The following is a 15,089-nucleotide window of genomic DNA, read 5'->3' as shown; positions in this document are numbered from 1 at the left end:
GGGGGCATTCAACGTCTTTGCTACCTGATTGGTCAACCATTGGTGATAGTCAGTGTGGTATAGAGACTGTTCATCACTTTCTCCTTTTAACTGGTTTCAAAACGGGCCAAGATTTATCCATGAGCTGCTCAAAACTCCAAGGGCAGCTTACAGGAAAACTGTCTTGATTGAGTTTCTGGTTTTCATGCCGAGCATATTTATTCATTTCATCAATGGCTTTTTGTTTAGCCTGAGGATAAATCATAGCCATGGCCTCGTCAGTACGTTTCACAACATTAGGATTCTCTTCTAAATGCAGTTCAATTTTATCCCTTGGATTGTTAATACTGGGTAACCAAGTAGGCTTCACGCAATCATCCACCCAAGGGTCTTGCAGCACTTTCTCTTGATAGTCCCATTTTAATAAGTGAATGATTAAAATCATCAGATGCGATTTTAATGTGTTAAAGTCTTGCTTAATACCCAACTCCAATTCTTCAATCAAGTTTTCAACATCTAACTGATCCAGTTGTCCCTTGATAAGATGCTCTCGTTGCTGACCCAACCACTGGTGATAGTCAGTCTCATATAAGCTGTTCATCGTTTTACCTCAACTTGATACCCTGTTAATACTCCATTGCCCTACCACTGTAGGCAAATAACAGAAGGGACGCAAAATGAATTACCAAAGCACAGATGCCTTCGCCGGGGGCTTTGCCCGTGGCTTTGGGCTGGTCAACTCCGCCATCGAAAGCAAAGAGAACCGGCAGTATCGGAAACAAATGATGGGGATGCACAAGGTTGAGCATGAGCGCAAGATTCGTAAGGAAGATGTGAACTACTCGCCCCTAAAGGAGCGAGTAGTTGCGAGTAGTTCACCCTGCAAAAACTGCACCTTGAGTTCTGCAACATCAATTATTCTTCCTTCCATAGTTGAGAAATTTTCACAATTTCGTCGAGATCATTCACGTCTGGTGACAAAAAACTCTGGGTCAGCACAAAGCGGGAGTCGGCGCTGAAGCTGGCTTTGAGGATTGTATGGGGGTGTCTGATAGTCATTTCTTCCCGCGATGAATCGTCCTTCAGGTAATTGATTTTTGCAGTACGATCAAAACCAAAGGTCATTACAAAGCGGCCATCGGCACTGAAGGCGGCTGAAGTGAGCCGACCAGTATGATGAATAGTGAGTTCTTTTTCCCATGATCCATCATTCTTTTGGCTGTGGATTTTTGCCGTTCCATCCATACTGGTGGTTATTGCACGTTGGCTATCGGGACTGAAGGTGGCTGAGCTGACCCAATGATTGTGGCGAATAGTGATTTCTTCTTCCCATAATGCATCGGTCTTTTCGCCATAGATTTTTGCCTGTTCGTCGTCACTGGCGGTCACCACATGACGGCTATCGGGACTGAAGGTGGCTGAGTTGATCTTATCACTATGGGAAATGGTCGCTTTTACTACCCATGATCCATCGGCCCGTTTACCAATGATTTTAACCAGGTTATCCTCGCCGACAGTCAGCACATGTCGGCTATCGGGGCTGAAGGCGGCTGATTTGATCTGACCATTGGTGCGAATGTGGCTGATGGTGAGTTCTTCTGCCCATGATTCATCGTCTTTCCGGGCAATGATGTTTGCCGTACCATCGTCACTGGCGGTCACCACATAGCGGTTATCGGGGCTAAAGGTGGCTGAGTTGACAGAGCCCTCATGGAGAACGATAAGTTTTACTTGCCATGATCCGTCGGCGGATTTGCCCGTGATTTTTACCAGGTTATCTTTGCCGGCAGTCACCACATGGCTACCATCGACATTGAAGCTGGCTAAATGGATCGGGCCATCATGGCTGATGGTTCCTTCTTCTTTCCATGAACCATCCTCCTTCTGAACATGGATTTTTGCTGTACCATCTTTGCTGGCGGTCAACACACGGTCACTATCGGCACTGAAGGTGGCTGAATGAATGGGCTCACGGTGGTGGATAATGATTTCTTCTTGCCATGATCCATCCTTCTTCCGAACATGGATTGTTGCTGTCCCATCGTCACTGGCGGTCAACACACGGCGACTATCGGCGCTGAAGCTGGCTGATTTGACCGGACCATGGTGGTGGACAGTGAGTTCTTCTTTCCATGATCCATCGGACTGATAGACATAGATTTTTGCAGTGCCATCGTCACTGGCGGTCACCACAAGGTGGTTATTGGCGCTGAAGGTGGCTGAGTTGATCTCATCGTCATGGTGGATCTCGGCTTTTTTCACGGGATGAATGAGGCGTCGCAAGAGTTTTACAAACTGTGAATCATCAGATGCCTGGCTGCTATGTCGGCAAAATTGGACAAAGTGGTGCAAGGTTTCATAACTTGTTTCTGCTCTATTCCATTCAATAACTGCTCTTTTTGCAATAGCTAAAGAATGAAAGCCGTCGTATTTCTTCAATAGTTTGTCAAAGTCGTTAAGTTTTTTACCAAAGGTGTTTAGTTCTGTACGGCAGGTAGGACAATTTCTAATTGAACGATCCTGCTCCCTTTTTTTGAACCACCGATTTAAACAATCTACGTGATAAAGGTGATTGCAGGTTGTTTTCACTATATTTGACGTGTGTATAAACTGCTCCTTACATACCGTGCACTCTGCACCAATAATGTGTGTAGCTTCTTCTTTATCCACATGCAGTGCATTATCGCGGAAAGAAGTGATAGCTATGTAATCATCAATGGTCAAAGCATTATTTTTACTCTCCTCTCCATTGTCGTCTTTTCTGTTATTGCCATCGCCGCTGCTATTATTGCCTTCTCCTGGTGATTGGTTCTGATCTTCAGGTGCTTCTCTTTTTTCCTGGTGGTTAGTTGCGTCATTTGATCCTGCATTGGGTCTGCTGCCAGAGGGTTGACCATCCTCATTAGCTGCCTGTCGGCCATTGCCAGAATCCTTACCTGTGGACATCAGCCATGAGATGACAGGTTGCAGAAGAGTCAGGTCAATTTCAAATAATCCCGATGGCCTGCCGCCTCCACCTCCCCAGGGAGGAGGAGGCAAATAAAAGAAGCCGCCGTTGTCTCCGTTGCCGACACTGGGAAAATCGGCGTTGGCAGCGGGCTTGCCTCCTGTCAATGTCAGGGTGCTATTATTGCGTGTTCTCTCATCATTGATTTCAATCCGAAACTTGTGCCCATCGGGGTGATGACGGTCAATAAGGGTTGAGGAATAGCATAATGGCACAATCATCATAGCTAGCATCATAGCTAGCATCATAGCTAGCATCATAGCTAGCATCATAGCTAGCATCATAGCTAGCATCATAGCTAGCATCATAGCCACTAGGGAAAGAATAAAAATACCAACCATGGTCTTCTTGTTTGGGAAACGCCGGGACAATCCGTGTTGAATGTCTGTTCTATAAAAATAAAGGAACGCCATTGATAAATCTCATTATTGGTAGTGCATCATAGAATAGCCAAGAATTTCTGGGACGCTGGTGGAATTACTCTTCCTTCCATAGTTCAGTAATTTTCACAATGCTGCTGGCACTATAAGATTCTGGCAAAAAACTTTGGGTCTGCACAAAGCGGCTATCGGGGCTAAAGCTGGCTGAGTGGATTGCATCGGGGTGGCGGATATTGATTTGAAGAGCACCATTCAGGCATTTGATTTTCGCGACACCATCAAGACCAAAGGTTATCACAAAGCGGCCATCGGCACTGAAGGCGACTGAAGTGATCGGATAAGCATGATGGATATTGAGTCCTTCTTCCCATGATCCATCATTCTTGTGGCTATGGACTTTTGCCGTTCCATCATCACTGGTGGTGACTGCATGTTGGCTATCGGGACTGAAGGTGGCTGAGTTGATAAGATCACTATGGGAAATGATGGCTTTTACTACCCATGTTCCGTCGGCCCGTTTACCAATGATTTTAACCAGGTTATCCCAGCCGACAGTCAACACATGTCGGCTATCGGGGCTGAAGGCGGCTGATTTCATCTGACCATTGGTGTGAATGTGGCTGATGGTTAATTCTTCTTCCCATGATTCATCGTCTTTCCGGGCAATGATGTTTGCCGTGCCATCGTTACTGGCGGTCACCACATAGCGGTTATCGGGGCTAAAGATGGCTGAGTTGACAGGGCTCTCATGGATAACGATAAATTTTACTTGCCATAATCCATCGGCGGATTTGCCCGTGATTTTTACCACTTTATCTTCGCCGGCAGTCACCACATGGCTACCATCAGCACTGAAGCTGGCTAAATAGATTGAACCATCATGGTTGATGCTCCCTTCTTCTTCCCATGATCCACCCTCCTTCTGAACATGGATTTTTGCTGTCCCATCGTCACTGGCGGTCAACACACGGCTACTGTCGTCGAAGGTGGCTAAATTGATCGGCTCGGCGTGGCGGATAATCATCTCTTCTTCCCATGATCCACCCTCCTTCTGAACATGGATTTGTGCTGTCCCATCGTCACTGGCGGTCAACACGCGGCTACTATCGGCACTGAAGCTGGCTACATTGACGCAACCATCGTGGCGAATAGTGAGTTCTTCCTTCCATGACCCATCGGACTGATAAGCATAGATTTTCGCAGTGCCATCGTCACTGGCGGTCACCACAAGGCGGTTATTGGCGCTGAAGGTGGCTGAGTTGATCGCATCGTGATGGCGGATCTCGGCTTTTGTCACAGGATGAAAGATGCGTCGCAAGAGTTTTACAAACTGTGAATCATCAGATGCCTGGCTGCTATGACGGCAAAATTGGACAAAGTGGTACAAGGCTTCATGACTTGTTTCTGCTTTATTCCAATTATTAACTGCTCTTTTTGCGATCGCTAAAGAATGAAAACCTCTGTATTTTTTCAATAGTTTGTCAAAGTCATCAAGTTTTTTACTAAAGGCGTTTAATTCTGTACGGCAGGTAGGACAATTTTTAATGAAATGATTTTGCTCCCTTCGTTTGAGCCACTTATTTAAACAATCTACGTGATAAAGGTGATTACAGGGTGTTTTCACTATATTCGACGTACGTACAAACTGCTCCTTACATACCGTGCACTCTGCACCAATAATGTCTGTAGGTTCTTCTTTATCCACACGCAGTGCATTGTCGCCGAAAGCACTGATAGCAATGTAATCATCTATGGTTTCAGAGGCACCGTATTGCGCCTGTATACGCACTTCATCTGATAAGCGCATTAATTCATGGAACGATGGTTGATGGTCAGATTGTGCCAAGGTATCCACAAAAGACTTGGGAAATATCAGTGATTGTGCATCATTTATAATCTCATTCCTTATGGCTAAATCTGATATTTCTTCTAATAGGTTGCGAATACGCTCAACCGGGTTTGAATAAATCAGCAACAATTGAATGAAGTACTCAGCAAAACAACGTTTTTCAAAATGTTCTATGGGTGGCTGTTGGTGAGATTGATTGACCTTGTGGATTATGTCCAGAACAATATTATACAAAATCATCAGGAGTTTGTTGCGATAAAAAACCATCAGGTAGCGGTAACCAGCGGATTCTATCAGATGCTTGATAAATCGGTTGCGTGTTGAGTCCTCATGGGCAGAACGCGGCAGTGCCAATATTGCCTTAAGAGGAGTAATAGTATTGCCACTGATGTTTGTGCCTTTTGTTTTCAGAACCTGCACACGCTGCTCCACTTCCAGCTTATCCAGCATTTCCCTGAATTTAAAAGCGGCGTTGGGATCGTCGCTTTCAATAATGGCTAAAAGCTCGTTGGCAATTACCTGAAGGTCATGAGTTAATGCATTATTTTTACTTTCCTCGCCATTGTCGTCTTTTCTGTTATTACCATCCGCGCTGCTACCATTATTTTCTCCCGGTGATGTGTTATCCCGATTTTCGGGTGCTTCTCTTTTTTCCTGTTGATGGTGGTTAGTTGCGTCATTTGATCCTGCATTAGGTCTACTACCAGAGGGTCGACTATCCACATTACCTGCCTGTCGGCCATCGGCAGAATCTTTACCTATGGGCATCGGCCATTTGACGACGGGTTGCAGAATAGTCGGGTCAATTTCAAACAATCCTGATGGCCTGCCGCCTCCACCTCCCCTGGGAGGAGGCGAATAAAAGAAGCCGCCTTTGCCTCCGTTGCCTCCGTTGTCTCCGTTGCCGACACTGGGAAAATCGGCGTTGGCAGCGGGCTTGCCCTCTGTCACTGTCAGGGTGCTATTGCGCGTTTTCCCATCATTGCTTTCAATCCGAAGTTTGCGTCCATCGGGATGATGACGGTCAGTAAGGGGTGAGGAATAGCATAACGGCACAATCATTATAGCCAGCAGGGAAGGAACAAAAATACCAACCATGGTCTTCTTGTTTGCCAGGAGACGGCAGGACAATCTGTGTTGAATGTCTGTTCTGGAAAGATAAAAGAACGTCATTGCTGCTGCATCTCATTATTGGTAGTCCATCAGAGAATAGCCAAGAGTTTCTGAGATGTTGGGGTCTGACCTGCAATTTCGCTTTTACGTCGGATTTTCTCAAAACTTAATACCGGCAGGACAATTGAGAATTGCTTTCGAGAATGCTTCAGCCCAGTGTTTTCCGAGGTTGGGGGTGCGATTAGAGAGGCTATCTCGAACGTTGGTTTAAGAGAGGACTTTAACTTCGGCCATGCGTTCTTGAAGGGTCGGTTAGAGAAATTCAGGGCGATAGCCTGACTTCTTGGCGTTCTTGTACGCCTTTTCAGACAGCTTAATCAGCGCTTTGATGTCCGCCTCGGTCAGCTTCAGCCGATCTTTCTGGGCGGGCCTATTGGGGACTCGGTTGGTTTTCATCGTTTTACCTCAACTGGATACCCCATACTTCTAGTGCGGGGAGGAATGTTGACTTGCCCGATCAGGGCAAGCCATCACTCTGTTGTGGTGCTTACGCACCGATCCAGAGTCCAATTAATTGTTCGTTTTTACTACGAGTGCTGACGGCTTATTCAGCTTAAAGTGTCCGACATTATCGGTTGAGTGTGTAGTGGCACACTCTTGATTCGTAGGACGTACCATCCACATTGTGGGTGGCCTCTAAATGTTCAGTGACCTACAGCCTTTTCAGAATTTCATCCAGCTTGTTATTGATTTCAATCTGACCCGCTTTTAGCTCCTTGATGTCGGCTTCCATTCTATCCTGACGTTCTTCCATGCGACCCAGACGTTCTTCCATGCGACCCAGACGTTCTTCCATGCGATCCTGACGTTCTTCCATGCGACCCAGACGTTCTTCCATGCGATCCTGCCGCTGATTCAGAAACATCACGCCACTCAGGATCTGCTGAATCTGCTTGTGCTGCTCCATCTGCACATCGCCGATGTGAATAAAGTGCTCGTCAATCCGGCTCATGGCCTGACCCACCACTTCATTAATCTGGCGGCTGAGCCGCCGTTCGACCTGCTCAAACATTCTGGACATCTCCCGTCGGTAGCCTTCCACCAAAGCACACACCTCGTTACTGGCGTTAATGGCCAGCTCTTGCTCTGTACCCGCGCGCTCAAGGGCTTCGGTCAATATCGGTAGTTTTATTCGCATTGAGTATACACCTGCTCAGATAACTTTCTTTCATCAATGAGCAAGAAAAGATAGAACATAATTTGAGCATCGAACAAAAAAAGTATCACTGGTGAGTAGACCGGCGAAACTTCCTGCTTTCAGAATGACAAACAAGCTCCCTCCCATATCGTTGGGTATTTATAAAAACTGCCTGACGCCACCCCTTACTCTTCCTTCCATAGTTCAGTAATTTTCACAATGCTGCCGGGAGCATCAAAGTCTGACAAAAAACTTTTGGTCAGCACAAAGCGGCTATCGGCGCTGAAGCTGGCTGGGTAGATTGGATTGGGGTGGCGGATAGTGATTTCTTCCCTTGATGAATCCACCTTCAGGTAAGTGATTTTCACGATACCATCAAAATCAGAGGTCATCACAAAGCGGCCATCGTCACTGAAGGTGGCTGAATTGACCTGATTAAAATGATCGATAGTGAGCCCTTCTTCCCATGATCCATGATTCTTATGGCTATGGATTTTTGCCGTTCCATCATAACTGATGGTTACTGCATGTTGGCTATCGGGACTGAAGATGGCTGAGAAGACCCAACGATTGTGGCGGATAGTGATTTCCTTTTCCCACAATACATCAGTCTTTTCGCCGTAGATTTTTGCCTGTTTATCGACACTGGCGGTTAGCACATGGCGGCTATCGGGGCTGAAGGTGGCTGACATGATAAGACGACGATGGGAAATGATGGCTTTTTCTACCCATGATCCGTCGGCCCGTTTGCCAATGATTTTAACCCGATTATTGTCGCCGACAGTCAGTACATGTTGGCTATCGGGGCTGAATGCGGCTGATCTGATCCCACCATTGAGGCAAATGTGGCTGATGGTGAATTCTTCTTCCCATGATTCATCGTCTTTCCGACCAATGATTCTTGCCGTACCATCGTTACTGGCGGTCACCACATAGCGGTTATCGGGGCTAAAGATGGCTGAGTTGACTTGGCCTTTATGGGGAACGATAAATTGTACTTGCCATGATCCATCGGCGGATTTGCCCGTGATTTTTACCACGTTATCCATGCCGACAGTCACCACATGGCTACTATCAGCACTGAAGCTGGCTAAATAGGCCGGACCATCATGGTTGATGGTCACTTCTTCTTCCCATGATCCATGCTCCTTCTGAACATGGATTTTTGCTGTCCCATCGTCACTGGCGGTCAACACACGGCTATTGTCGGCGCTGAAGGTGGCTGAATTAATGGGCCCGCGGTGGCGGATGATGATTTCTTCTTGCCATGATCCATCCTCCTTCCGAACATGGATTTTTGCTGTACCATCGTTGCTGGCGGTCAACACACGGCTACTATCGGCGCTGAAGGTGGCTAATGTGACCGAACCATCGTGGTGGACAGCGAGTTCTTCCTTCCATGATCCATCGGACTGATAGACATAGACTTTTACAGTGCCATCACGACTGGCGGTCACCACACGGCAGTTATTGGCGCTGAAGGTGGCTGAGTTGATCGTATCGCCATGGCGGATCTCGGCTTTTATCACGGGATGAAGGATGCGTCGCAAGATAGTTACAAACTGCGGATCATCAGACGCCTGGCTGCTATGTCGGCAAAATTGGACAAAATGGTACAAGGTTTCATAACTTGTTTCTGCGTCATTCCATTCGTTAACTGCTCTTTTTGCAGTAGCTAAAGAATGACAGTCGTCGTATTTTTTCAATAGTTTGTCAAAGTCGTTAAGTTTTTTACTAAAGGGCTTTAATTCTGAACGACATGTAGGGCAAGTTCTAGTTTCATCATCGTGCTCCCTTTTTTTGAGCCACTGATTTAAACAATGTACGTGATAAAGGTGATTGCAGGGCGTTTTCACTATATTTGACGTGCGTACAAACTGCTCCTTACATATCGCGCACTCTGCATCAATAATGTCTGTAGGTTCTTCTTTATCCACACGCAGTGCATTATCGCCAAAAGCATTGATAGCGATGTAATTATTTTGAATACGCACTTCATTTGATAAACGTATTAATTCATGGAACGATGAGTGCTGGTTAAATTGTTTCAAGATATTCAGAAAAGAGGTCGGGAGTGTTAATGATTGTGCATTATTTATAATCTCATTCCTTATGGAAAAATCTGGTATTTTTTCTAATAGATTGCGAATACGCTCAACCGGGTTTGGATAAAGCAGGAGTAATTGAAGGAAGTACTCAGTAAAGCAACATTTTTCAAAATGCCCTATCTGTGATTGTTGGTCGGATTGGTTGAGCTTGTGGATTATGTCCAGAACAATCTCAGACAAAATCATCTGGCGGTTGTTGCCAGCGGCTTCTATCAGCTGCTGGATAAATCGGTTGCGTATTGAGTGCTCATCGGAAGAGCGCGGCAGTGCCAATATCGCTTTAAGAGGAGTAATAGTATCGCCCTTGATGTTTGTGCTTTTTGTTTCCAAAACCTGCAAACGCTGAGGCATGTCCAGCTTTTCCAGCATTTCCCTGAATTTAAAAGCGGCGTAGGGATCGTCGCTTTCAATGATGGCTAAAAGCTGGTTGGCAAGTAGCTGAAGGTCCTGAGTTGAAGCATTATTTTTACTCTGCCTTCCATTGTCGTCTTTTCTGTTATTGCCATCGCCGCTGCTACTATTACCTTCTCCCGGTGATTGGTTCTCCTGATCTTCAGGTGCTTCTCTTTTTTCCTGGTGGTTATTTGCGTCATTTGATCCTGCATTGGGTCTACTGCCAGAGGGCTGTCCATCCTCATTAGCTGCCTGTTGGCCATCGCCAGAACCCTTACCTATGGACATCAGCCAGTTGATGACGGGTTGCAGAAGAGTCAGGTCAATTTCGAACAATCCCGATGGCCTGCCGCCTCCACCTCCCCAGGGAGGGGGAGGCAAATAAAAGAAGCCGCCGTTGCCGACACCGGGAAAATCGGTGTTGCCAGCGGGCTTGCCTCCCGTCAATGTCAGGGTGCTATTTCGTGTTCTTGTATCATTGATTTCAATCCGAAACTTGCGCCCATCGGGGTGATGACGGTCAATAAGGGTTGAGGAATAGCATAATGGCACAATCATCATAGCCAGCATCATAGCCAGCATCATAGCCAGCATCATAGCCAGCATCATAGCCAGCAGGGAAAGAACAAAACTGCACCTTGAGTTCTGAAACATCAATTATTCTTCCTTCCATAGTTCAGTAATTTTCACAATGCTGCCGCCACCATCAAGTACTGGCAAAAAACTTTGGGTCAGTACAAAGCGGCTATCAGCGCTGAAGCTGGCTGAGAGGATTGTATTGGGGTGGCGGATAGTGATTGCTTTTTCCCATGATCCATCGCCCTTCAGTTGAGTGATTATCGCGATACCACCAAAACCAAAGGTCATCACAAAACGGCCATCGGCACTGAAGGTGGCTGAAATGGCCCGACGACCATGAAAATGATGGATAGTGAATACTTCTTCCCATGATCCATCCTTCTTGTGGCTATAGATTTTTGCCGTTCCATTATCACCGCTGGTTACTGCATGTTGGCTATCGGGACTGAAGGTGGTTGAGAAGATCCGATGATCGTGAGGGATAGTGATTTCTTCTTCCCATAATGTATCGCTCTTTTCGCCGTAGATTTTTGCCTGTTTGTCGTAACTGGAGGTCACCACAAGGTGGCTATCGGGACTGAAAGTAGCGGAGCGGACTCTATCACTATGGGTAATGATGGCTTTTACTAGCCATGATCCGTCGGCCTGTTTACCAATGATTTTAACCAGGCCATCATCGCCGACAGTCAGTACATGTCGGCTATCGGGGCTGAAGGCGGCTGATCTGATCCCACCATTGGGGCAAATGTGGCTGATGGTGAATGCTTCTTCCCATGATGCATCGTCTTTTTGGGCAATGATGTTTGCCGTACCATCATCACTGGCGGTCACCACATAGCGGTTATCGGGGCTAAAGATGGCTGAGTTGACCTTGCGCTTATGGATTAAGATGATTTTTGCTTGCCATGATCCGTCGGCGGATTTGCCTGTGATTTTTACCACGTTATCTATGCTGGCAGTCACCACATGGCTACCATCAGCACTGAAGCTGGCTAAACGGATCGAATCATCATGGTTGATGCTCCCTTCTTCTTCCCATGATCCATCCTTCTTCTGAACATGGATTTGTGCTGTTCCATCGTTACTGGCGGTCAACACACGGCTATTGTCGGTGCTGAAGGTAGCTGAATGAATAGGTCCACGGTGGCGGATAGTGATTTCTTCTTGCCATGATCCATTCTCCTTCCGAACATGGATTTTTGCTGTCCCATCGTCACTGGCGGTCAACACACGGCTACTATCAGCGCTGAAGCTGGCTAATTTGACCGGACCATCGTGGTGGACAATGAGTTCTCCCTTCCATGTTCCATCGGACTGATAGACATAGACTTTCGCAGTGCCATCGTGACTGGCGGTTACCACACGGTGGTTTTTGGCGCTGAAGGTGGCTGAGTAGACCAAAGCGTCATGATAGATCTCGGCTTTTGTCACGGGATGAATGAGGCGCCGCAAGAGTTTTACAAACTGTGAATCGTCAGATGCCTGACTGCTATGTCGACAAAATTGGACAAAATGGTACAAGGTTTCATAACTTGTTTCTGCTTCATTCCATTCGTTAACTGCTCTTTCTGCAGTAGCTAAAGAATGACAATCGTCGTATTTTATCAATAGTTGGTTAAAGTCGTTAAGCTTTTCTCTTAAGGAAATTAACTCTGCCCGACATGTAGGGCAAGTTCTAATTGAATCATCGCTCTTCTTGTTTTTGAGCCACTGATGTAAACAATGTACGTGATAAAGGTGCTTGCAGGGCGTTTTTACTATATTTGACGTGCGTACAAATTGATCCTGACATATCGCGCACTCTGCACCAATAATGTTTGTAGGTTCTTCTTTATCCACACGCAGTGCATTATCGCCAAAAGCATTGATAGCGATGTAATTATTTTGAATACGCACTCCATTTGATAAACATATTAATTCATGGAACGATGAGTGCTGATAAAATTGTTTCAAGATATCCAGGAAAGAGGTGGGGAGTGTTAATGATTGTGCATTATTTATAATCTCATTCCTTATGGAAAAAACTGATATTTTTTCTAATAGATTGCGAATACGCTCAACCGGGTTTGGATAAAGCAGGAGTACTTGAAGGAAGTACTCAGTAAAGCAACATTTTTCAAAATGCCCTATCTGTGGTTGTTGCTGGGATTGGTTGAGCTTGTGGATTATGTCCAGAACAATCTCAGACAAAATCACCTGGCGGTTGTTGCCAGACGCTTCTATCAGCTGCCCGATAAATCGGTTGCGTGTTGAGTGCTCATCAAAAGCGCGCGGCAGTGCCAATATCGCCTCAAGAGGAGTCATAGCATCGCCATTGATGTTTGTGCTTTTTGTTTCCAAAACCTGCAAACGCTGAGGCATGTCCAGCTTTTCCAGCATTTCCCTGAATTTAAAAGCGGCGTAAGGATCGTCGTTTTCAATGATGGCTAAAAGCTGGCTGGCAAGTAGCTGAAGGTCCTGAGTCGAAGCATTATTTTTACTATGACTTCCATTGTCGTCTTTTCTGTTATTGCCTTCTCCCATCACGGGATGAAGGGTACGTTGCAAGAGTTTTGCAAACTGCGAATCATCAGATGACTGGCTGCTATGTCGGCAAAATTGGACAAAATGGTACAGGGTTTCATAACTTGTTTCTGCGTCATTCCATTCGTTAACTGCTCTTTTTGCAGTAGCTAAAGAATGACAGCCGTCGTATTTTTTCAAGAGTTTTGTAAAGTCATTAAGTTTTCTACTAAAGGAATTTAAATTTGTAAGACATGTAGGACAATTTCTAATTGAACGATCACTCTTCCTTTTTTTGAGCCACAGATTTAAACAATCTACGTGAAAAAGGTGATTGCAGGGTGTTTTCACTATATTTGACGTGCGTACAAACTGATCCCGACATATCGCGCACTCTGCATCATCGATTTGTTTAGTTTCATGTTTATCCACACTGAGTGCATTATCGTGGAAAGAATGGATAGCGATGCGAGCATTTTGCATACGCAGTTCATTTGATAAATGTATAAATTCATGGAGCGATGAGTGCTGGTTAAATTGTTTCAAGATATCCAGAAAAGAGATGGGGAGTGTTAATGATTGTGCATTATTTATAATCTCATTTCTTATGGAAAAATCTGATATTTTTTCTAATAGATTGCGAATACGCTTAACCGGGTTTGGATAAAGCAGGAGTAATTGAAGGAAGTACTCAGTAAAGCAACATTTTTCAAAATGCCCTATCTGTGATTGTTGGTCGGATTGGTTGAGCTTGTGGATTATGTCCAGAACAATCTCAGACAAAATCATCTGGCGGTTGTTGCCAGCGGCTGCTATCAGCTGCCCGATAAATCGGTTGCGTGTTGAGTGCTCATCAAAAGAGCGCGGCAGTGCCAATATCGCCTCAAGAGGAGTAATAGTATCGCCACTGATGTTTGTGCCTTTTGTTTTCAGAACCTGCACACGCTGCTTCACTTCCAGCTTATCCAGCATTTCCCTGAATTTAAAAGCGGCGTAGCGATCGTCACTTTCAATGATGGCTAAAAGCTGGTTGGCAAGTAGCTGAAGGTTCTGGGTCCAAACTTTATTTTTACTCTGCCTTCCATTGTCGTCTTTTCTGTTATTGCCATCGCCGCTGCTACTATTACCTTCTCCCGGTGATTGGTTCTCCTGACCTTCAGGTGCTTCTCTTTTTTCCTGGTGGTTATTTGCGTCATTTGATCCTGCATTGGGTCTGCTGCCAGAGGGTTGGCCATCCTCATTAGCTGCCTGTCGGCCATCGCCATGATGGGTTTTCAAGACAGTACGCTCAAGAAAGAGCTTTAAACAGCTAAGCTGCCACTCAAGGCTGTCGCTGGCCGGGCAAGTCTTGGCGGCACGCTGGAGGAGAGTGTCCCAGAAATCAACATCGCTCAGCTGTTCGCTATCCAGGAGGTTTAGCCAGTCAAGGGGTATAGCCGCTTCACTGGCAGAGCCATCGGCATTAACACGGGTGATTTGCAAACGTGCCGGGGATTGCTGCTCCTCAAACGAGACAGAACCTTTACCTATGGACATTAGCCATGAGATGACGGGTTGCAGAATGGTCAGGTCAATTTCGAACAATCCCGATGGTCTGCCGCCTCCGCCTCCCCCGGGTGGAGGAGGGGAATAGAAAAAGCCTCCGTTGCCGACACCAGGATAATCGGCGTTGGCAGCGGGCTTGCCTCCCGTCAATGTCAATGTGCTATTGCGGGTTTTCTCATCATTGATTTCAATCCGAAACTTGCGCCCATCGGGATGATGACGGTCAATAAGGGTTGAGGAATAGCATAATGGCACAATCATCATAGCCAGCATCATAGCCAGCAGGGAAAGAGCAAAAATATCAACCATGCCCTTCTTGTTTGCCAGAAAATACCAGAACAATCCGTGTTGAATGTTTGTTTTAGAAAAATAAAGGAACGCCATGGGTGAAGCTCATTATTGGTAGTGCATCAGAGAATAGCCAAAAGTTTTTAGA

7 protein-coding genes are annotated in these 15,089 nt (G+C 45.9%); all 7 read right to left on the bottom strand.

Annotated features, from left to right (window positions below; genetic code table 11):
* Nucleotides 1–73 precede the first annotated feature (73 nt).
* Nucleotides 74–580: a DUF29 domain-containing protein gene (locus K7B67_RS18835; protein WP_252177405.1), complete on the bottom strand. Its 507-nt coding sequence runs from the start codon at nt 578–580 to the stop codon at nt 74–76.
* 314 nt (nt 581–894) lie between these two features.
* A complete protein-coding gene (locus K7B67_RS18830) occupies nt 895–3,399 on the bottom strand; it encodes an RING finger domain-containing protein (protein ID WP_252177404.1) in 2,505 nt (834 codons plus the stop codon).
* 64 nt (nt 3,400–3,463) lie between these two features.
* Nucleotides 3,464–6,388 (bottom strand): RING finger domain-containing protein, encoded by a 2,925-nt coding sequence (locus K7B67_RS18825; RefSeq protein WP_252177403.1) that lies wholly within the window; start codon nt 6,386–6,388, stop codon nt 3,464–3,466.
* Nucleotides 6,389–6,640: 252 nt separating this feature from the next.
* Nucleotides 6,641–6,784 (bottom strand): hypothetical protein, encoded by a 144-nt coding sequence (locus K7B67_RS18820; RefSeq protein ID WP_252177402.1) that lies wholly within the window; start codon nt 6,782–6,784, stop codon nt 6,641–6,643.
* A 256-nt stretch (nt 6,785–7,040) separates the two neighbouring features.
* On the bottom strand, nt 7,041–7,526 hold the full coding sequence (locus tag K7B67_RS18815) for a hemolysin XhlA family protein (RefSeq protein ID WP_252177401.1): 486 nt from the start codon (nt 7,524–7,526) through the stop codon (nt 7,041–7,043).
* Between the two features lie 185 nt (nt 7,527–7,711).
* A complete protein-coding gene (locus tag K7B67_RS18810; RefSeq protein WP_252177400.1) occupies nt 7,712–10,681 on the bottom strand; it encodes an RING finger domain-containing protein in 2,970 nt (989 codons plus the stop codon).
* A gap of 3 nt (nt 10,682–10,684) precedes the next feature.
* Complete coding sequence (locus K7B67_RS18805; RefSeq protein WP_252177399.1) at nt 10,685–15,037, bottom strand: RING finger domain-containing protein; 4,353 nt, start codon at nt 15,035–15,037, stop codon at nt 10,685–10,687.
* Nucleotides 15,038–15,089 lie beyond the last annotated feature (52 nt).

This window comes from Endozoicomonas sp. 4G (assembly GCF_023822025.1).
Taxonomy (GTDB): domain Bacteria; phylum Pseudomonadota; class Gammaproteobacteria; order Pseudomonadales; family Endozoicomonadaceae; genus Endozoicomonas_A.
This window is presented reverse-complemented; position numbering and strand designations above follow the sequence as displayed.

Bases quoted from the DNA above. Each gene is read 5' to 3' on its own strand.
- K7B67_RS18835 (WP_252177405.1), bottom strand. From the start codon at position 580: ATGAACAGCTTATATGAGACTGACTATCACCAGTGGTTGGGTCAGCAA.
- K7B67_RS18805 (WP_252177399.1), bottom strand. From the start codon at position 15,037: ATGGCGTTCCTTTATTTTTCTAAAACAAACATTCAACACGGATTGTTC.
- K7B67_RS18810 (WP_252177400.1), bottom strand. From the start codon at position 10,681: ATGTTTCAGAACTCAAGGTGCAGTTTTGTTCTTTCCCTGCTGGCTATG.
- K7B67_RS18825 (WP_252177403.1), bottom strand. From the start codon at position 6,388: ATGACGTTCTTTTATCTTTCCAGAACAGACATTCAACACAGATTGTCC.
- K7B67_RS18815 (WP_252177401.1), bottom strand. From the start codon at position 7,526: ATGCGAATAAAACTACCGATATTGACCGAAGCCCTTGAGCGCGCGGGT.
- K7B67_RS18820 (WP_252177402.1), bottom strand. From the start codon at position 6,784: ATGAAAACCAACCGAGTCCCCAATAGGCCCGCCCAGAAAGATCGGCTG.
- K7B67_RS18830 (WP_252177404.1), bottom strand. From the start codon at position 3,399: ATGGCGTTCCTTTATTTTTATAGAACAGACATTCAACACGGATTGTCC.